The organism is Streptomyces sp. TAA040, from assembly GCF_000424845.1.
In genome coordinates, this window is the sequence record NZ_AUKR01000013.1 from 1 (window position 1) to 19,149 (window position 19,149).

Genomic DNA, 19,149 nt, shown 5'->3' on the forward strand with positions numbered 1-19,149 from the left:
GGGCGAGGACATCTCGCGGTTGTCGGGTCGGGCGTTGAAGGCGGTGCGGCGGAACATCCAGATGGTGTTCCAGGATCCGTACACGTCGTTGAATCCGCGGATGACGGTGGCGGACATCATCGGTGAGCCGTTCGAGATTCATCCGGAGGTGGCGCCGAAGGGGGATCGGCGTCGGAAGGTGCAGGAACTGCTGGACGTGGTCGGGTTGAATCCCGAGTACATCAACCGGTACCCGCACCAGTTCTCCGGTGGTCAGCGGCAGCGTATCGGGATCGCGCGGGGTCTGGCGCTGAATCCGGAGATCATCGTGTGCGACGAGCCGGTGTCGGCGCTGGACGTGTCGGTGCAGGCGCAGGTGATCAACCTGATGGACAAGCTCCAGGACGAGTTCAACCTGTCCTACCTGTTCATCGCGCACGACCTGTCGATCGTCCGGCACATCTCCGACCGCGTCGGCGTCATGTACCTGGGCCGTCTGGTGGAGATGGGAACCGACACCCAGATCTACGACCACCCCACCCACCCGTACACCCAGGCGCTGCTCTCCGCCGTCCCCGTGCCCGACCCGGCACTGAGCAGGGAGCGCGAGCGGATCATCCTGACCGGTGACGTCCCCTCTCCCGCCGATCCGCCCTCCGGCTGCCGGTTCCGCACCCGCTGCTGGAAGGCGCAGGAGCGCTGTGCGCTGGAAATCCCGCCGCTGGCGGTCCCCGCGGGATACCGCTACCTGACGGGCCCGGCCCACCACGATTCGGCCTGCTTCTTCGCGGACGACAAGCCCGACCTGACCCACCCGGACCGTCGGGGAAGCTCGCGTGAGGAGCCGACCGGACAGGCGTCTGCCAGCCCTGGGCAGGACGAACGGCGGGGCAGCGGTCCCGATCCCGGTGAGGTGGGCTCGGCTGGGACCTGACGTGCCCGGCCGGGGCGGTCGCGCCGCCCCGGCCGGTACTACGGCACCCGCACGGCCGTACGTTCTTCATCGTGCGCCGTCCGTATATCGGAGTGAGGTCCGCCTGGTTGCCCGCCTGTTAACGGGCCCGCGGGTCAGGCATGCCGAGGGAGCGCTTGAGGAAGGCGACCTGGAGCAGGAGCAGGTTCTCCGCCACCTGCTCCTGCGGGGTCATGTGCGTCACCCCGGAGAGCGGCAGCACCTCGTGCGGACGGCCGGCGGCCAGCAGCGCCGAGGACAACCGCAGGGTGTGCGCCGCCACCACGTTGTCGTCGGCCAGGCCGTGGACGAGCAGCATCGGGCGGTGCGGTTCGGCGGGCGAGGACAGGCCCTCGCCGGTGATCAGCGAATTGGCCGCGTAGCCCGCCGGGTTCTCCTGCGGGGTGCCCAGATAGCGCTCCGTGTAGTGGGTGTCGTACAGCCGCTGGTCGGTGACCGGCGCCCCGACGACGGCGGCGTGGAAGACGTCGGGACGGCGCAGCGCGGCGAGGGCCGCGAGGTAGCCGCCGTAGCTCCAGCCGCGGATGGCCACCCGGTCGAGGTCGAGCGGCAGTTCGCCGGCGAGTCCGTGCAGGGCGTGCACCTGGTCGTCCAGCGTGACGTGGGCCAGCTTGCCGGCGACGGCCTTCTCCCAGGCCGGCGAGTGGCCGGGGCTGCCGCGGCCGTCGGCGACGAGAACCGCGAAGCCCTGGTCGGCGAACCACTGCGAGGTCAGGTGCGGATTGTGCGCGGCGACGACGCGCTGGCCGTGCGGGCCGCCGTAAGGGTCCATGAGCACGGGCAGCGGGCCGTCGCCCGCCCGGTGACCGCTGGGCAGCAGGACGGCGGTGGGGATGCCGCGGGAGCCGGAGCGCAGCAACCGCGGGCGGGCGGTGAGGGACGGTGTCTCCGCCCGGCTGCGGATCCGCACCACTCCCTCGGGCGAGTGCACCTCGACGACCGTTCCGGGCCGGTCCGGGGCGGTGCTGCTGCGCAGCAGCACCGCCCCGGACCGCAGCGCGGACACGCACGCCGGGCCGCCGGCCGGCAGGACCGGTGCGCAGTCCGTGCCGTCGTAGCGCACCCGGTGCACGCCGATCTCGCCGACCGCCTCGCCGGAGGCGCTGAACAGGATGTCCTCCGCGCCGACGTCCAGCACCGCACGGACGTGGAGCGGCGCCGCGGTCAGCGTGCGGTCGCCGACGGCCACCGCACGGGCGCCGCTCTCGTCGGAGATCCGCACCAGCTCCCCGTCGGGCGACCAGGCCGGGACGCCGGGGAAAAGATCGAGCCAGACCGGGTCGTGCTCGGTGCGGTGCACCTCGGTCCGCCCGGTCGCCACGTTCACCGTGAGGTACCGCTGGCTGCGCTGGTCCCGCGCCTGTACGAGGAGCAGTGGCGGCCCCGCCGCCGACCAGTGCACCGCCGCGAGGTAGGGGTACGCCGCCCGGTCCCACTCCACGGCGGTCCCGCCCGGGTCCGCGTCACCGCCCCGCCGTTCGCTCTCCGCGTCCAGGAGCAGCAGCGTCACCTCCGCGTTGGGGGTGCCGGCCGCTGGGTAGGCCACTTCCACCGGGGCCGCGCCGGGGTTCGCCGGGTCGGCGATCCACCACCGCTGCACCGGCGACTCGTCGACCCGGGCGACGAGCAGCCGCGTGCTGTCCGGGGACCACCAGAAGCCGCGGCTGCGATGCATCTCCTCGGCTGCGATGAACTCGGCCAGCCCGTAGCCGATGTCCTCGCCCTCCGGCACCGCGAGCGCGCGGTCCCGGCCGCCGTCCGCGTCGACGACCCGCAGCGTGCGGTCGGCGACGTAGCCGATCCGCCGCCCGTCCGGGGACGGCCGCGGGTCCACGACAGGCCCCGGGACGGGGAGTTCGCGGGCGGTGCCGGCCCGCAGCTCGGCGGTGAACAGCCGTCCGGAGAGTGCGAAGGCCGCGATCTCGCACGTCTCGTCGGTGGCGTAGCCGACGACGCCGGACCCGCCCTCCCGGCTGCGTTCGCGGCGGGCGCGCTCCTGCACCGACAAGTGCTCCGCGTCCCCGCTGAGCAGGGTGCGCGGGTCGGCGGCCACGTACTCGCGGCGGCTGGAATCCGCCGGTGCGGTGAGGTCGTGCACCCACAGTTGCTGCGCGCGCTCGGTACCGCCGGGGGAGCGGAGGAAGACCGCCCGGCTGCCGTCGGGCGAGAGGACGAACGACTTCGGCGCACCGAGCGTGAAGCGCTGGGTGCGCGCGTACTGGCGTGGGAAGGACGGGGAATCGGTCGGCATGGGCCGAGCGTACGGGCTCCCGGCCCGCCCGTGCCGGTGTGCCGGCCCTCTCGTGCCCGTCCGGAGGTTTGCCGGACGGGGGTCGCGGGGTAGCGCGCGAACGACGCCCCCGCCGCGGCCCCCGAGGCGCTGCGGGAGGCGGTCGCGCGGTGGCGATGCCGTGTGGTGGGACAGCATGTCGGAGAGGGCCGGATGGGCAGCGCGAAAGGCGGGAGGCGGGCGGACCGGTCCGCCCGTTGCGGCGGGTGTGGCATGCGCCCCGCTGCTGAGGTGCGCGAACGCGCGGCGGCCGGAGGATGCCGGGTGACTATGCGCCCCGTCTGCTCCCGTGCACCGCACGATGACGTCTCACCGATAGTTATGATCAGTTGCGCGCGGTGGGGGAGCGGGTATGCAACCCGTGCTGTCCTGTGTCGCGCGTACCCGTCCGCTCCGACTGCACGTACTGGGAGGTGAACCGCCGTGGCACTCTCGATTTCGGCGGTGGTGCTGCTGGCGATCATCGTCTTCTTGCTGGTCAAGAAGTCAGGTCTGAAGGCCATGCACGCGGTTGTCTGTGTGCTGTTCGGGTTCTTCCTCGCCAGTTCCTCGATGGCCCCCACGATCAGTGATCTGACCACCAGCGTCGCCAACATGGTGGGTGGCCTCAAGTTCTGACCGGGTCCGCCGCGTAGGCTCGGCGGCATGAGCACGTCCTCCGCACGGCCCGTGCGCCGTCTGCTGTTCGTCCACGCCCACCCGGACGACGAGACCATCAACAACGGCGTCACCATGGCCAGGTACACGGCCGAGGGTGCCCGGGTCGTCCTCGTCACCTGCACCCGTGGCGAGGAGGGCGAGGTGATCCCGCCCGGGGCGGCGCACCTGGCGTCCGACCGGGACGACGCCCTGGGTGCCTACCGGGTCGGCGAACTCGCTGCCGCGATGAGTGCGTTGGGTGTCGGGGACCACCGTTTTCTGGGCGGTGCGGGACGCTACCGGGACTCCGGGATGCTGGGCACCGCGCCGAACGAGCGGGCCGACTGCTTCTGGCGGGCGCCGCTCGACGAGGCGGCCGCGCTGCTGGTGGACGTCATCCGGGAGGTCCGTCCGCAGGTGCTGGTCACCTACGACCCGCAGGGCGGCTACGGGCACCCGGACCACATCAAGGCCCACCGGGTGGCCGTCCGGGCCGCCGAACTCGCCGCGCGGGAGGCGTTCCGGCCCGAGGCCGGTCCCGCGCACCGGATCTCCCGGACGTACTGGAACTGCGTACCGCGTTCCGCGGTGACGGGAGCCGCGCTGCGCGGCAACCCCTTCCCCGCCGCGGCCGAACCCGGGGACATCCCGGGGGTGGTGGGGGACGAGCGGGTGGCCGTCCGGATCACCGGCGGTCCGGCGCAGCTCGCCGCCCGCGATGCGGCGATGCGCGCCCACGCCACCCAGATCAGCGTCGACGGCGGGTTCTTCGCCCTCTCCAACGGGCTGGGGCAGCCGCTGCTCGGCGCCGAGTGCTACCGGCTGCCGGACGCCACCGCGGACGCGTCCCCGGACGCCGCCGTGGCGTCCGGGGACGCGGTGGCGGACGACCTGTTCGCGGGGGTGCGGCCGTGACGGTTCCCCGGGTGCTCGCGCACCTGTTCCTGGCCGTGCTGGGCCTCCTCGTCGGTACCGCGGCGGTGCTGGTCCAGGGCGGCTGGTTCCCGGGCGGTCTGCTGCTGTCCCTGGCCGCCTCCGCGGGCCTGTTCTGGGGCGGCGCCCTGCTGACGCGCAGCCGGAGCGGAGCCGTCGCGGCAGCCGCCGCCTGGGCGGTTGCGGTACTCTCGCTCGTCTTCTTCCCGCCCACGGAGGGGGACTTCCTGATGGCGGCCGGAACCGGTTCCGATATCTTCCTCCTGGTCGGGATGTTGGCGGCCGTGATCTGCGCCACCCTGGCTCCTCCGGGCAAACCACGATCGGGTGGTCTCGGGGACCCTGCCGGACGCCCCGAGTAAGGTGGGGCGCGCCGGCGAGCCGTACTCGCAGCACCATCGCCACGATGAGTGCGGTGCATCCAACCGGGAGATCCTGCTTTGAGCCGTGAAAACGACAGTTCCGACGCACCGGGAGCACCGGGGAGCGAACCGGACGAGCCGAAGACCGAGACGACTCTCACCACTCGGATTCGCATCAACATCCCCGGTTCGCGGCCCATCCCCCCGGTCGTCATGCGCACGCCCGTGAGTGGGAAGGACTCCGCCGCGCCGGAGCCGCCGAACCCGCAGCCCGCCGCGCCCGAAGGCGGTACGGCCGCCTCCGGTGCGTCGGCCTCCGGCAAGGGCGGAACCCCTGAACCGAGCTCGTGGTTCGCGCCACGCAAACCGCCGCCGGCCCCGGCCGGGGGCCCCGGGGAGACCCCGCCGGGCGGCACCCCGGAGGCGGGCGCCCCCGTCCCCGGCAGTGCCCCGCCGTTCGGCGACGCACCGACTCCTTACGGGCAGCCCCCGGCCGGCTACGGTTCCGGTGCGCCCGGACCGGGCGCACCGGAACCGCACGCCGAGGAACCGGTGCGTTTCGACGACTGGCCCGCGGACGGTCGGGCCCAGCCTGCCCCCGGGTTCGGTGGCCGGCCGCCGGGCGAGGACCGCGCCGACCCGGGACCCGCCGGGTCCGCGTCGCCGTACGGGCTGCCCGCGGGCGCCGGTGCGCCGGGAACGGGCACGGCCGAGGAGCCGTCCGGCAATGGTGACGGGCTGCCGCTGCTGCCGCCGGAGTTCCAGCTCGACGACTCCGCCCGGCGTCCTGCCCCGCCGACCGGCTTCGCTCCACCGCCGGGCGGTGCGTCCGAGAACTCCGGGAGCGAGGTCGGCGACACCGTGGTCGGCGGCATCCCGGTGGTGCCGCCGAGCAGCCGGCGCGACCACGCCGACCTCTTCCCCGAGGACGGGCCGCGGTCGGCCGCGGAGCCGCGCCCGGCCGCCGCGCCCGCGCCCGCCGAACCGGCAAGGCCCAAGGCCCGCTCCAAGCTGGTGCTCCTGGGCGTGGCGGTGACCGGCGTCCTCGGCGTGGCCTACGGCGCCGGGCTGCTGTTGGACCACGCCGACGTGCCCAACGGCACCACCGTGCTCGGGGTGGACATCGGCGGCACGGACACCCGCGAGGCCGTCCGCACGCTGGACGGCACGCTCGGCGAGCGTGCCTCGGCGCCGCTCAAGATCGAGGCGGACGGAAAGGAGGAACAGCTCAAGCCGAGCGTCGCCGGACTGAGTCTGGACACCGAGGAGACGGTCAGGCAGGCAGCCGGACGCGACTACAACCCGATCTCGGTGATCGGCTCGCTGGTCGGCGGCAGCCGTCAGGCCGACCCCGTCTTCACCGTGGACGAAGAGAAGCTGCGTGCGGCCCTGGAGGGCCTCACCGGCGGCAGCGGCGGCAGCAAGGACGGCATGGTCACCTTCGAGGGGGGCGAGCCGGTCGCCGTCCAGGGGAAGGCTTACACGGCCGTCGACCCGCAAAAGTCGGCCGAGACGGTCGAGTCGGCCTTCCGCACCCGCGCTGCCACCGGCTCGAACGCCACGATCAGCCTCGCCGCCACCGAGCAGGAGCCCAAGGTCACCCAACAGGAACTGGACCGGGCCATCGCGGAGTTCGGCGAACCCGCGATGTCGGGCCTGGTGACGGTCCGGGTGGGGGCCGCGGAGATCAGCTTCAGCCCGGAGCGGTCGCTCCCGCAGTTCCTGTCGATGCGCCCGACCGGGGACGGCACCCTGGTCGACCACTACGACCTGAAGGCGCTGGAGAACCTGTACGGCACCACGTTCGACGGCGTCCTCATCACCCGGGGCAACGGCGAGCAGACGCCCGTCACCCCGGAGGACGTCGCTGCCGCGCTGAGGGGGGTCCTCACGGAGACCGACCCGGCCGAGCGCGTCGCCGTGATCGAGCAGAACGCCGGCTAGGCCCTCGCCCGCTCAGGGCGGCCCGCTCACGCGGCGACGGCCGGGCGTACGTCCCACGGGCGTACGCCCGGCCGTCGTTCAGTTCAGACGGGCCCGGGCCGCCTGCGCCTCCCGGCGCGCGCTCTCGGCGGCGGTCGGCTCCATGTCGTCGATCAGTTCGGCGTAGGCGTCCAACTGCTCGGCTCCGGCGAGGAAGTCCCCACGCCGGACCATCAGCCGGGCGTGCTCGTGCCGCAGCTCCACCGGGTGGTGTGGCAGCAGCAGCGACAGCTCCACGGCCCACAGCGCCACGTCGCTGCGCTCCGGACGGGCGGACGCCCACCGCCGGATGTTGTTCAGGATTCGCAGCACGATCTCCAGTGGCGACGCGGGCCCGAACGCCGCCTCCGAATACCGGCCGCCGGTCGAACCGGCCACCAGGGCGCCCGCGTCCTCCTCGGTCAGCGGGGCGCCGCCGGCGAACGGGTCGGCGAGGACGTGCTCGCCCTGCGGGTCGCCGAACCCGACCACGAAGTGCCCGGGCAGCGCCACCCCGTGGACCGGCGCCCCGGCCCTCCTGGCCACCTCCATCCACACCACCGACAGCGTGATCGGCAGGCCGCGCCGCCTGCGCAGCACCTCGTCCAGCAGCGAGGACTCCAGCCGCCGGTAGTCGGCCGCGACGCCGCCGAAGCCCTCCCGGCCGCCGAGGAGCGCCGCCAGGGCCTCGGCCCAGGCGGCCGGGGTGCGGCCGGACACGAAGGGCAGCAGTCCGGCCAGCCGGTCGAGCTCGATCTCCGCCTCGTCCACCAGGCTGCCCGCCGGAGGTCCGCCGTCCGCGGGGCGGGTGTCCGGCGCGGGCCGTAACACCTCACCGATCAGCAGGCACAGCCGCGCCAGGTCGATGCGCGGGCTGCGCGCGGCCTCGGCGAACCGCGTCCTGGCGCTCCGCCGGTCGTTGGTGCCGTCCTCTGCGCTCTCGCCGTTCTCGTCCACGTGGGTTCCCCGGTGGTTCCCCGGCGGTGCCGCTCAGCTCCGCGGCGCGCACCAGTGCTGGTAGGAGTGGTGGGTGGCGAAGCCCATCGCGCTGTAGAGGCTCCGCGCACCCCCATTGTCGGCCTCCACCTGGAGCCAGGCGGCCGAGGCGCCCTCCTCCAGCGCCCGCCGGGCCAGCGCGGCCATCACTGCGGTCGCCACCCCCCGGCGGCGGGCCTCGGGGGCGACCTCGACCGCGGAGAAGCCCGCCCAGCGCCCGTCCACCACGACCCGTCCCGTGGCGGCGGGCGCCTCGTCGGGAGCGGGACCGGGGACGGTCGCGAACCACACGGAGGGCCCGCCGTGCAGGACCCGGAGCACCTCGGAGCGGGGATCGGTCAGTCCGCGGTAGCGCAGGAGCCAGCCGGCGTCCACCGTCCGGCTCAGCACCACGTCCTCGCCGCCGGACCGGTCGGCCACCTGGGCCAGCCCGGCGACCTGCAGCTCGGCCGTGACCTCGGGGGACCACCCCCGGTCGGCGAGCCGGGCGGCCAGCACCTCGTCCGTGCCCTCCGCGCCCAGCGCGAGCTGCAGCCGCGGGGTCAGCTCCCGTGTCCGGTACCAGTAGTTCACCCGGGAGAGTGCCTCGTCGAGCGGGAGTCGCGGTTCACCCGTGGGTATGACGGAGTTGGCCCGGCGGGTGAAGCCGCCGGAGGCTTGGAGCAGCCAGTCGCCCAGGTGCCCGGTCTCCACCGCGGGCCAGCCGCGGGCGGCCGCCCGGGTCAGCTCCGCCGTACCCGCGGACGGCAGGCCGCGCCGCCGGGCGGGAGCGGGCGGCACGACCTTGGCCGCCACCACCGAGGCGCGGTCCAGTGTGACGGAGCGGCCGTCCCGCCGTGTGAGGCGCAGCACATCCGCTGTCCACGATGTGAGCACGCCGACGGTGTCGGTGAACTTTCCCTCGCTGTCCGGCGCCCCGGTCAAACTTCGCACCGAGACACGTTTCCCCACGTCGGCGGCGGTCACCCTGACTGTCAGGCGTCCGCTCGCGGTGAATTCCACTTTTCTGCTCCACCCTCTTGTTCGCCTCGGGACCGGGAACGGCGATACTAGACGTGGGCATCGACGACGCCGCGCTCCCGCGCGATATGAGCCCTACCGAGGAGGAACGACAGCGTGACCTACGTCATCGCGCAGCCTTGTGTCGACCTGAAGGACAAGGCCTGCATCGAGGAGTGCCCCGTCGACTGCATCTACGAGGGCCAGCGGTCCTTGTACATCCACCCGGACGAATGCGTCGACTGCGGGGCCTGTGAGCCGGTCTGCCCGGTGGAAGCCATCTTCTACGAGGACGACACCCCGGAGGAGTGGAAGGACTTCTACAAGGCCAACGTCGAGTTCTTCGACGAGCTCGGCTCCCCCGGCGGGGCCAGCAAGCTCGGCCTCATCGAGCGCGACCATCCGGTGATCTCCGCCCTGCCCCCGCAGGAGCACGACGAGTGAACCGTCGGCGTCGGCCCTGACGCCGTCCGGCCCTGTGCCTCCCGCGGTCCCGTACGGTTCGCCCCGTGCGGGACCGCGGCGTTTGCGCACCGGCGCCGGCCGGGGCGCCGCCCCCGGGGACGGTCCGCCCCCGAAACCGCCCAGCTCCCGCCCCGCGCCGCGGGATCACGCACCAGAAAGCGAGTCGGTCCGTGCCCACTTTCTCCTCCCGCCTGCCGGAGTTCCCCTGGGACCGGTTGGAGCCGTTCAAGGCCGTCGTGGCGGCTCACCCGGACGGCCCGGTCGACCTCTCGGTGGGCACCCCCGTCGACCCCGTTCCCGCGCTGGTCCGGCAGGCCCTGGCGGAGGCGGCGGACAGCCCGGGCTACCCCACCGTGTGGGGGACCCCGGAGCTGCGGGACGCGCTCGTGGGCTGGTGCGGACGCCGGCTCGGGGCCCGCGGTGTCCGGCACTCCGAGGTGCTTCCGGTGGTGGGATCGAAGGAGCTGGTCGCCTGGTTGCCGACGCAGTTGGGGCTCGGGCCCGGCGACCGGGTCGCCTTCCCCCGGCTCGCCTACCCCACCTACGAGGTGGGCGCGCGGCTGGCCGGTGCCGAGCCGGTGGTGTACGACGACCCGACCGCGCTCGACCCGCAGGGGCTGGCGCTGCTGTGGCTGAACTCCCCGTCCAACCCCACCGGCCGGGTCCTCGCGCCGGGAAAACTGCGCGAGACCGTCGCCTGGGCGCGCCGGCACGGCGTGCTGCTGTTCAGCGACGAGTGCTACCTCGAACTCGGCTGGGAGGCCGAGCCGGTGTCCGTGCTCCACCCCCAGGTGTGCGGTGACAGCTTCGAGGGCGTGGTGGCGGTGCACTCGCTGTCGAAGCGCTCCAACCTGGCGGGCTACCGGGCGGCGTTCCTCGCCGGGGACGCGGCGGTGCTCGGAGAACTGCTGAAGGTCCGCAAGCACGGCGGCATGATGGTTCCCGCGCCGGTGCAGGCTGCCGCGGTGGCCGCGCTGGGTGACGACATCCATGTGCACGAGCAGCGGGCGCGGTACGCGGCCCGGCGCTCCACGCTGCGCGACGGCCTGCTGGAGCGTGGCTTCCGCATCGAGCACAGCGAGGCCTCGCTGTACCTGTGGGCGACGCGGGACGAGCCCTGCTGGGACACCGTGGCGGCGCTGGCGGAGCTGGGCGTCCTGGTCGCCCCGGGGGACTTCTACGGGCCGGCCGGCGACCGCTTCGTCCGGGTGGCCCTCACAGCGACCGACGAGCGGATCGCTGCCGCGGTGCGCCGGCTGGCCGGCTGAAGGCACCGCCCGGAGCAGCCGCCCCGCCCGCGCGCCGTGCGGGGTACGGACGTGACGTGGGTGCGGGTGGTCCGGCTCAGCCGCCCAGCGGGATGCCGCCGATGGAGCCGCCGCCGAGCGAACCGGTGCTGACCGGCAGTGTGTCGGTCGGCAGGCCGGTCTCGGTGAGCGCCTCGGTGGGCAGGCCGCCCTCGGTGACGGTGGTCAGCGCCTTGCCGAGCCCCTTCGCGGAGTCACCGGTGCTGTGCCCCCCGGCCGGCTGCGCAGCCGGGACGGCGGACTTGCCGAAGCTGCCGACGGCCTTGCCGGCGGCCGGGACGGCGGACTTGACCGCCTCCCCGCCGGCTTCGCCGGCGAGGCCGGTCACGTTCTGGGCAGTGCTGTCGAGCCCGTCGCCGAGGTTCTCGCCGTCCAGGTTGCTGAGCCCGCCGAGGTTGGGCCCCTCGGGCAGGTCCACGGCGTTCGCGGAGCCGGCGGCTGCGCCGACGACGGAGGCCGCGCCTGCGGCCGTCAGCAGTGCGCTCTTGGCGATCCGGCGCGTGAAGGACATGATGCTCCTTTGGCGGAGGGAGTTTTTCTTCGGGTCTGTCGCGACGGCGCGGACTCCACTGGATCCGCGTGCGCCGCGATGCGTGCGTCCGGCGGACTCCGCAGGTTCGTGCCCGGTCAGACGCAGTGCCTATCGCACGGGGGCACCGGAAAGTTGCGGTCGACTCGGGTAAAGGATTGGTAACGCGCCCCGCGGCGCGGGCCGGGCAACGTGTGCATTCCGGTCCGGTGCGGAGGGTGGCCGAGCGCGGAGATCCCAGTGGCGGCAAGGATTCACAAGGCTGCCGGGCGGGCGCCGTCCCGCCCCGCCGCGGCGTCAGCACCGCGCCGCGGCGGATGGTCCTTTCGGGGCTGCGGACCGTACTACTGCACGAGCGTCAGTCGCACCTCTGTGCCGCTTTCCTTCTCGTTCTCCTGCCAGCCGTCCGCGGAATGCGACGCGTCCCAGTACCGGTCGCCGAACTCGACGCGGCCGATGCCCATCTCGGAGGCGTTCGCGACCGACCAATGCGCCAGTTCCCAGCCGCGGCGCTCGATCTCCTCCACGCCCGCGCCGTCGGCGGCGGGCACCCGGATCGTCAGCGCGGAGGACGCGGCGCCCCGGCCGGTGCCGGCGGAGCCGCCGGAGGCGTCCACCTCCTCGCCGAACTCCCTGACCAACTTCTCCCGGATCGCCGACCCGATGCCGGGTACGGGCTCCGCGGTGCCCATCCGGCAGCTCAGCGCCGCCGGCCTGCGCCCGGTCAGCGCCGCCGCCAGTGCCGAGGCGTCCGGCTCGTGCTTGGCGTAGGCCTGCGGGAACCCGCTGCGCTGCACGTTCTGCGCCGCGACGGTCAGCGGCAGCCGGGTGTAGCCCGGGACCTCCACCAGCCCCTCGTAGAACCGCCCCGCGGAGTAGACCGGGTCCATGATCTCCTCGACCGTCCCCCAGCCCTGCGAGGGCCGCTGCTGGAAGAGGCCCACCGAATCCCGGTCGCCGTGGTCGATGTTGCGCAGCGACGACTCCTGCATCGCCGTCGCCAGGGCTATCGTCACCGCCCGTTCGGGCAGGTCGCGGGTGGCGGCCACGGCCTGGATGCTCGCGGCGTTCCGCGCCATCTGCGGCTCCAGCTCGAAGGCCTGTGCGCCGTCCTGGCCCGCCACGGTGCAGCGTGCCGGACCGCGCTCGGTCGACTCGTACTGGAGGAACAGATAGCCGCCGACCCCCAGCAGGGCCGTGCCCGCCGCGACGAGACGCCAGCCTCGTCCGCGCTTCTTCGACTGCCCGTCACCCATGCGGCCAGCCTAGCGCCGCCCCGCGGTCGCTCCGTCGCCTGGTGGCAGGGAGCGGCCGGCGCCTCCCGGTAGGGTCGGGCGCATGGCGCCGATCACGCTCGACCTGCAACAGAACGCCGCCCGGCTCACCGCCCAGCTCGTCGACATCCCCTCGGTGAGCGGGGACGAGGCGGCGCTGGCCGACGCGGTGGAGCACGCCCTGCGGGCCCTGCCGCAGGTGACCGTGCTGCGGCACGGCAACAACGTCCTGGCACGCACCGGACTGGGCCGCGCCGAGCGGGTGGTGCTCGCCGGGCACCTCGACACGGTCCCGATCGCGGACAACGTCCCCTCGCGGCTCGAACCGGGTGCGGACGGCGGCTCGGACGTGCTGTGGGGCTGCGGGACCTCGGACATGAAGTCCGGCGTCGCCGTCCAGCTCCGGATCGCTGCCACCGTGCCCGCGCCCAACCGGGACCTGACCTTCGTGTTCTACGACAACGAGGAGGTCGCCGCCCACCTCAACGGCCTCGGCAAGGTCGCCGAGGCCCATCCCGACTGGCTCGCCGGGGACTTCGCCGTCCTGCTCGAACCGTCCAGCGGCGAGGTCGAGGGCGGCTGCCAGGGCACGCTCCGGGTGAAGCTCACGACCACCGGGCAGCGTGCGCACTCGGCCCGCGGGTGGAGGGGCGAGAACGCGATCCACGGCGCGGCCGAGGTGCTCGGCCGGCTCGCCGGCTACCGCCCCCGACGGGTGGTGATCGACGGCCTGGAGTACCGCGAGGGCCTCAACGCGGTCGCGATCGAGGGCGGGGTGGCCGGCAACGTGATCCCGGACGCCTGCACCGTCACCGTCAACTACCGGTACGCGCCCGACCTCGACGGGGACCAGGCACTGCGGCACGTGCACGAGGTGTTCGAGGGCTGCGGCGTGGCGGAGTTCACCGTGGACGACCACAGCGGGGCCGCGCTGCCCGGCCTCGGCCACCCGGCCGCCGCCGCCTTCATGGACGCGGTCGGCGGGGTCGCCCGGCCGAAGTTCGGGTGGACGGACGTCTCCCGGTTCAGCGCCCTCGGCGTCCCGGCCGTCAACTACGGCCCCGGCGATCCCAACCTGGCGCACAAGCGGGACGAGCGGGTCGAGACCGACCGGATCCTGCACTGCGAGGAGCGGCTGCGCGCCTGGCTGACCGGCTGACGGCGGCAGGGCGGTCCGGCGTCCCCCGGAATTCCGTTGCAGGCCACCTCGGCCTGCGTACCCTTGCGCAAGGTTCGAAGCCGGAGGGAGCACGACATGAGCAGCTCAGCGGATGAGCGGGCGCCGCGGGAGCAGCGCCTGGGCCCGGTGGTACGCCGTCGGGGCCAGATGCAGCAGGGCACCACCGACCAACGGTTGCTGGAGGCCACGGGGCCGACCGACTTCGTGCACAAGGACCCCTGGCGGGTGATGCGGATTCAGTCGGAGTTCGTGGAGGGCTTCGGGGCCCTGGCCGAACTGGGTCCCGCGGTGAGCGTCTTCGGCTCCGCACGCATCCGCGAGGGGTCCCCCGAGTACGAGGCGGGTGTCAATATCGGCCGGGCGCTGGCCGAGGCCGGACTCGCAGTGATCACCGGCGGCGGTCCCGGGGCGATGGAGGCCGCCAACCGAGGTGCCTCCGAGGCCGGCGGCACCTCGGTCGGGCTGGGCATCGAGTTGCCCTTCGAGCAGGGCCTCAACCAGTACGTCGACCTCGGGGTGAACTTCCGCTACTTCTTCGTGCGCAAGACCTGCTTCGTGAAGTACTCGCAGGGCTTCGTGGTGCTGCCGGGCGGCATGGGGACCTTCGACGAGCTGTTCGAGGCCATCACGCTGGTGCAGACCGGGAAGATCACCCGCTTCCCGATCGTCCTCTACGGCTCGCGGTACTGGGAGGGGCTGCTGGCCTGGCTCCGGGACACCGTCGGGGTGGAGGGCAAGATCGCACCGGCCGACCTCGACCTGCTCCAGATCACCGACGACGTCGACGAGGCCGTCACGCTGGTGACGAAGTAGTCCCGGCCGCGGTCCGGCGGGACGGCAGCAGGGGCGGCCGTCGTCAGACCAGGCCGCGGCGGGCCACCGCCGGGGGCCGCCGGCCCTGGACGGCCGCGACCATCTCCAGCACCTGCCGCGTCTCGGCGACCTCGTGCACCCGGTAGACCCGGGCTCCGAGCCAGGCCGAGACGGCGGTGCTCGCCAGGGTGCCGATCAGCCGCTCCTTGACCGGCCGGTCCAGCGTCTCGCCGACGAAGTCCTTGTTGGAGAGCGAGACCAGCACCGGCCACCCGGTGGCGGTCATCTCGTCCAACCGGCGGGTGGCCTCCAGCGAGTGGCGGGTGGACTTCCCGAAGTCGTGGCCCGGGTCGATCATGATGCCGTCCGGCCGGACGCCCAGCTCCACCGCGCGCTCCGCCAGCCCGAGCGTCACCCGCAGCACGTCGGCCATCACGTCCCGGTACTCCACCCGGTGCGGCCGGGTGCGCGGCCGTGCGCCGCCCGCGTGGGTGCACACCAACCCGGCTCCGTACCGGGCGGCGACCTCGGCCAGGTGCGGGTCCACACCGCCCCAGGCGTCGTTGAGCAGATCGGCGCCCGCCTCGCAGACCGCCTCGCCCACTTCGTGCCGCCAGGTGTCGACGCTGATCACCACGTCGGGGTGGCGGCGCCGCACCTCCGCGACGAACCCGGCCGTCCGGCGGATCTCCTCTGCGGCGTCCACCTCCTCGCCGGGGCCCGCCTTCACCCCGCCGACGTCGATGATCGCGGCCCCCTCCCTCACCGCCTGCTCCACCCGGGCGAGCGCGGGCTCGTCGCCGAAGGTGGCGCCCCGGTCGTAGAACGAGTCGGGCGTCCGGTTCACGATGGCCATCAGCACGGGCTCGTGCTCGCCGAACTCCCGCCGTCCCAGCCGCAGCATGGATGCTCCCTCTTCCCGCGTTGTCCCGCTGCCGACCCTAAGGGCTGCCCCGTCCTTCCCGCCGGGCGGCTCCCCGCGACAGGCCGGGGGTGCTCCCGGCCTGCTGGGAGCCGTACGTGTCGACCCGCGTGCGGGCCCGCCCCGCCCGACCCGCCGGGGGTGTCCGGTGGACCGGACGGGCGGTCGGCGGCGCCGGACCGGGCGGACGTGGCACGATCGGGGGAGTTTTCCGACGGATCGACTTCGGGGTGATCGCCGTGTTCTGGTTCCTGCTGGCCGCGATGGTGGTGGTGGTCGCGGTGGTCGCGCTCTCCGTCGCCGGTGGTGAGGGTGCGGCGGCGGGCGGGTCCGCGGGCGGCCTCCGGGACGCGGCCCCCGACCGCCTCTCGGCTCCGCTGCCGGTCGACCGGCCGGTGAGCAGACCCGACGTGGTGGCGCTGCGGCTGCCGCTGGCGCTGCGCGGCTACCGGATGGCCGAGACGGACGACGCGCTGGACCGGCTGGGGGCGGAGCTGGCCGAGCGGGACGCCCGGATCGCCGAACTGGAGTCGGCCCTCGCTGGTGCGCAGGCCGCGGCGATGGGCCGTTCCGACCTCTTCCGGAGGCCGGGGCGCGCTGACCGCCGCGCCGCCCCCGACCCCTCCGTACCGGCCGCGGCGCCGGACGACGCCGTCGGCCGGTACGGGGACGACCCGAGCCGGTACGGGGACGACCTGGCCCCGCCCGGGGACGGCTCGGGGCCGCCCGGGGACGGCTCGGGGCCGTTTCCCGGGGCCGCGGGGGTGGAGGACCGGGAACGCCGCGCGGAGCCCGGACAGGGGCCGCACCGGTGAGCGGCCCGGTGGCCGGGACCGACGGACGGCTCCGCTGCCCCTGGGGCGCGGGTGCGCGTGACGCGGAGGCCGACCGGGAGTACCGCGCCTACCACGACACCGAGTGGGGGCTGCCGGTGCGCGGGGACGACGCGCTGTTCGAGCGGCTGAGTCTGGAGGCGTTCCAGTCCGGCCTCTCCTGGCTGACGGTGCTGCGCCGGCGCGAGGGGTTCCGGTCCGCGTTCGCGGGCTTCGGGATCGCCGAGGTCGCGGCCTTCACCGGGGCCGACCGGGAGCGCCTGCTGGCCGACGCCGGCATCATCCGCAACCGGACCAAGATCGACGCCGTCCTGGCCAACGCGCGGCTGCTGGACACCTGGCGTGCCGGTGAGCTGGACGCCCTTGTCTGGTCCTTCGCCCCGGCTGCCGGGCCGGCGCCCGTCACCACCGCGGACGTACCGGCCGTCACCGCGGAGTCCCGCGCGCTCGCGGCGTCGCTCAAGAAGCGCGGGCTCCGGTTCGTCGGCCCGACCACCGCGTACGCGCTGATGCAGGCCTGCGGGCTGGTCGACGACCACCTCGCGTGCTGCTGGCGCCGCGGGACGGGCAGCTCCCCGCCGCCGCGGTGAGCGGCGGACCCGGCGCGCCGCGGTGAGCGGCGGACCCGGCGCGCCGCGGTGAGCGGCGGACCGGCGCGGCGTTCAGCGCCCGGTGAAGAGGGGCTTCTCCTTGCCGACGAACGCGGCCACCGCGATCCGGTGGTCCGCCGAGGAACCGGCGCGGAGTTGGAGCTCCGACTCCTTGGTGAGGGTTTCCTCGAACGCGTGCGAGGCGCCGTGGGCGAGGGCCTCCTTGATCCCGGCGTAGGCCACGGTGGGGCCGGCGGCCAGGGCGCGGGCGACCCGGAGGCCCTCGCCGGGCAGTTCGTCCACCGGCACGACCCGGTGGACCAGCCCCAGCTCCAGCGCCTCGGGCGCGGGCACGCTGCGCGGGAACAGCAGCAGCTCGGTCGCCCGTCCCGGCCCGACGAGGCGGGGCAGCGTCCACGCCATACCGGAGTCGGTGGAGAGCGCCACGCCGGCGAAGGAGGTGTTGAGCGCGGCGGTGTCGGCCATCACCCGGTAGTCGGCGGCGAGGGCGAACCCGAGCCCGGCGCCCGCGGCCACCCCGTTCAGCGCGGCCACCACCGGCTTCGCCATGCCGGCCAGTGTGCGGGCGATCGGGTTGTAGTGCTCCTCGACCGTCGTCAGCGCGTCACCGCCGTGCGACTCCAGCGAGCGGACGTGCTCCTTGAGGTCCTGCCCCACGCAGAAGGCCCGGCCGCTGCCGGTGAGCAGGACCGCCCGCACGGCGGCGTCCGAGGCCGCCTCCCGCAGGGCGTCCCGCAGTGCCTCCTTCGTCGCGGTGTCGAGGGCGTTCATCGCCTCGGGGCGGTTCAGTGTGACGGTCGCGAGACCGTCGGTCAGGTCGTACAGAACGTGGTCGGCCATGGGCACAGCATGGCCGACGCCGGCCGACTGCGACATACCGCCGGGGATGTGAGCTGCGTCAAGCCGACCGCCTACGGAAAGGGGTCGGTATCGCAGCCGGAGTATCCAAATATGCGGTTTTGCGCGCGGCGGTCGGCCGGGGGATCACCACCGCTGTTGGTCATCGGGTCGCGGCATGCGGGATAATGGCGGAGAAGCAATGTGTTCAATGCCGGTGACACGTGCCTGTTCCTGGGCCGCCGGCTGCGATGAGCTGGTTTCAGGAAGGGGAACGAGCATGGCGGCCATGAAGCCGCGAACGGGCGACGGCCCGCTCGAGGTGACCAAGGAGGGGCGGGGCATCATCATGCGCGTTCCGCTCGAGGGTGGCGGACGACTCGTCGTCGAGCTGACCCCGGACGAAGCGGTCGCACTTGGTGAGGAAATCAAGAAGATCTGCGACTGAGCGTGCTGGAGCGCGCAGACCGGCGCTGTTTTCCCCCCGCTGCCCCCGGAGCGCTCCCGCTCCGGGGGCAGCGCTCGTTCCCGCGTCCGCCGGTCTTCAGTCGCTGCGTTTGACGGCGCAGAGCAGGCCGTCGCCCACCGGCAGCAGAGAGGGCAGCAGCTCCTCGCTGTCCCGTACGGTGCGCAGCAGTTCGCGCAGGGTCAGCACCTCGGCGGGCTGGGCCGCCGAATCGACGGTTCGGCCGTCCGCGAACACCCCTTCGAAGCAGACGAGACCGCCGGGACGCAGCAGCCGCAGCGCCTCGTCGAGGTACTCCAGGCACTCGGTGCGGTCGCCGTCGCAGAAGACGAGGTCGTAGCCGCCGTCGGCGAGGCGGGGGAGCACGTCCAGTGCGCGCCCGGGGATGAAGCGGGCCCGGTTGCCGGCGAAGCCGGCTGCCCGGAAGGCCTGCCGGGCGAACTGCTGCCGCTCCGGCTCGACGTCCACGGTGGTGAAGACCCCGTCGGGGCGCATCCCGCGCAGCAGGTGGATCCCCGACACGCCGGTGCCGGTCCCGATCTCGGCGACGGCGCGGGCGTCCGTCGCGGCGGCCAGCAGTCGCAGCGCGGCCCCGGTGCCGTCGGAGACGGCGCGCAGTCCCGCGTCCTCGGCCCGGTCGTGCGCCCAGCTCAGCGCCACGTTCGCGGCGCTGTCGACGGCCTCCACGCCGTACGCGTCGGCGAAGGCCCAGCTCGTCTGCCGGTTGCCGGTAATGTCAACTCTCCCTGTCCCCGTGGACCACGCATCCGTGACTGTAG

The 19,149-nt window shown here is 73.9% G+C and carries 19 protein-coding genes and 1 pseudogene; 12 read left to right on the top strand and 8 right to left on the bottom strand.

Annotated elements, in window-relative coordinates:
- A partial coding sequence (locus H300_RS26640; RefSeq protein WP_037980216.1) for an oligopeptide/dipeptide ABC transporter ATP-binding protein occupies positions 1–913 on the top strand: 913 nt, incomplete at its 5' end.
- A 118-nt stretch (positions 914–1,031) separates the two neighbouring features.
- Here the strand turns inward: H300_RS26640 and H300_RS0113035 are convergent.
- Entirely contained in the window at positions 1,032–3,203 is a 2,172-nt protein-coding gene (locus H300_RS0113035; protein ID WP_028427785.1) for an alpha/beta fold hydrolase, read from the bottom strand.
- Positions 3,204–3,665: 462 nt separating this feature from the next.
- On the opposite strand from H300_RS0113035, the gene H300_RS0113040 reads away from it, so the two are divergent.
- From H300_RS0113040 to H300_RS26650, 4 genes are all read left to right on the top strand, one after another.
- Positions 3,666–3,860, top strand: a complete 195-nt coding sequence (locus H300_RS0113040) for a hypothetical protein (RefSeq protein WP_028427786.1) — start codon at positions 3,666–3,668, stop codon at positions 3,858–3,860.
- 27 nt (positions 3,861–3,887) lie between these two features.
- The gene (gene mshB / locus H300_RS0113045) at positions 3,888–4,796 is read left to right on the top strand and encodes an N-acetyl-1-D-myo-inositol-2-amino-2-deoxy-alpha-D-glucopyranoside deacetylase (protein WP_037980219.1); all 909 of its coding nucleotides are present in this window, start codon (positions 3,888–3,890) and stop codon (positions 4,794–4,796) included.
- Entirely contained in the window at positions 4,793–5,176 is a 384-nt protein-coding gene (locus tag H300_RS26645) for a DUF6113 family protein (protein ID WP_051270008.1), read from the top strand. The genes mshB and H300_RS26645 overlap by 4 nt, the downstream gene beginning before the upstream one ends.
- A gap of 225 nt (positions 5,177–5,401) precedes the next feature.
- A complete protein-coding gene (locus tag H300_RS26650) occupies positions 5,402–7,120 on the top strand; it encodes a hypothetical protein (RefSeq protein ID WP_199779181.1) in 1,719 nt (572 codons plus the stop codon).
- 78 nt (positions 7,121–7,198) lie between these two features.
- On the opposite strand, the gene H300_RS0113060 is transcribed toward H300_RS26650, so the two are convergent.
- Together H300_RS0113060 and H300_RS0113065 are read right to left on the bottom strand one after the other, a co-directional pair.
- Entirely contained in the window at positions 7,199–8,095 is an 897-nt protein-coding gene (locus tag H300_RS0113060) for a transglutaminase-like and tetratricopeptide repeat-containing protein (protein WP_028427788.1), read from the bottom strand.
- A 33-nt stretch (positions 8,096–8,128) separates the two neighbouring features.
- Positions 8,129–9,136, bottom strand: a complete 1,008-nt coding sequence (locus H300_RS0113065) for a GNAT family N-acetyltransferase (RefSeq protein ID WP_028427789.1) — start codon at positions 9,134–9,136, stop codon at positions 8,129–8,131.
- Positions 9,137–9,250: 114 nt separating this feature from the next.
- Between H300_RS0113065 and fdxA the strand changes: the two genes are divergently transcribed.
- Together fdxA and dapC are read left to right on the top strand one after the other, a co-directional pair.
- Positions 9,251–9,577, top strand: a complete 327-nt coding sequence (gene fdxA, locus H300_RS0113070) for a ferredoxin (RefSeq protein ID WP_028427790.1) — start codon at positions 9,251–9,253, stop codon at positions 9,575–9,577.
- 191 nt (positions 9,578–9,768) lie between these two features.
- A complete protein-coding gene (dapC, locus tag H300_RS0113075) occupies positions 9,769–10,866 on the top strand; it encodes a succinyldiaminopimelate transaminase (RefSeq protein WP_028427791.1) in 1,098 nt (365 codons plus the stop codon).
- Positions 10,867–10,942: 76 nt separating this feature from the next.
- Here dapC and H300_RS0113080 read toward each other — a convergent pair whose 3' ends face one another.
- Both H300_RS0113080 and H300_RS0113090 read right to left on the bottom strand, forming a co-directional pair.
- Positions 10,943–11,416, bottom strand: coding sequence for a hypothetical protein (locus tag H300_RS0113080; RefSeq protein WP_037980221.1), 474 nt, complete (start codon positions 11,414–11,416; stop codon positions 10,943–10,945).
- Between the two features lie 362 nt (positions 11,417–11,778).
- Positions 11,779–12,690 (bottom strand): hypothetical protein, encoded by a 912-nt coding sequence (locus tag H300_RS0113090; protein ID WP_028427793.1) that lies wholly within the window; start codon positions 12,688–12,690, stop codon positions 11,779–11,781.
- An 82-nt stretch (positions 12,691–12,772) separates the two neighbouring features.
- Here H300_RS0113090 and dapE point away from each other — a divergent pair, with 82 nt between their 5' ends.
- Both dapE and H300_RS0113100 read left to right on the top strand, forming a co-directional pair.
- The gene (gene dapE / locus H300_RS0113095; protein ID WP_028427794.1) at positions 12,773–13,867 is read left to right on the top strand and encodes a succinyl-diaminopimelate desuccinylase; all 1,095 of its coding nucleotides are present in this window, start codon (positions 12,773–12,775) and stop codon (positions 13,865–13,867) included.
- Positions 13,868–13,963: 96 nt separating this feature from the next.
- Positions 13,964–14,701 (top strand): LOG family protein, encoded by a 738-nt coding sequence (locus tag H300_RS0113100; RefSeq protein WP_028427795.1) that lies wholly within the window; start codon positions 13,964–13,966, stop codon positions 14,699–14,701.
- Between the two features lie 43 nt (positions 14,702–14,744).
- On the opposite strand, the gene folP is transcribed toward H300_RS0113100, so the two are convergent.
- Positions 14,745–15,605 carry a dihydropteroate synthase gene (gene folP, locus H300_RS0113105; protein WP_028427796.1) on the bottom strand — a complete coding sequence of 287 codons (861 nt, stop codon included), beginning with the start codon at positions 15,603–15,605 and terminating at the stop codon, positions 14,745–14,747.
- A 248-nt stretch (positions 15,606–15,853) separates the two neighbouring features.
- Here folP and H300_RS32380 point away from each other — a divergent pair, with 248 nt between their 5' ends.
- Complete coding sequence (locus H300_RS32380; RefSeq protein WP_486583772.1) at positions 15,854–16,438, top strand: cell division protein DivIVA; 585 nt, start codon at positions 15,854–15,856, stop codon at positions 16,436–16,438.
- Positions 16,435–17,046 carry a DNA-3-methyladenine glycosylase I gene (locus H300_RS0113115; RefSeq protein ID WP_028427797.1) on the top strand — a complete coding sequence of 204 codons (612 nt, stop codon included), beginning with the start codon at positions 16,435–16,437 and terminating at the stop codon, positions 17,044–17,046. The genes H300_RS32380 and H300_RS0113115 overlap by 4 nt, the downstream gene beginning before the upstream one ends.
- A gap of 72 nt (positions 17,047–17,118) precedes the next feature.
- Here H300_RS0113115 and H300_RS0113120 read toward each other — a convergent pair whose 3' ends face one another.
- A complete protein-coding gene (locus H300_RS0113120) occupies positions 17,119–17,907 on the bottom strand; it encodes an enoyl-CoA hydratase-related protein (protein WP_028427798.1) in 789 nt (262 codons plus the stop codon).
- Between the two features lie 277 nt (positions 17,908–18,184).
- Here H300_RS0113120 and H300_RS30160 point away from each other — a divergent pair, with 277 nt between their 5' ends.
- Positions 18,185–18,352: a DUF3117 domain-containing protein gene (locus tag H300_RS30160; protein WP_199779182.1), complete on the top strand. Its 168-nt coding sequence runs from the start codon at positions 18,185–18,187 to the stop codon at positions 18,350–18,352.
- 96 nt (positions 18,353–18,448) lie between these two features.
- On the opposite strand, the pseudogene H300_RS0113130 reads toward H300_RS30160, so the two are convergent.
- Positions 18,449–19,137 (bottom strand): annotated as a pseudogene (locus H300_RS0113130) (O-methyltransferase).
- Positions 19,138–19,149: the final 12 nt, after the last annotated feature.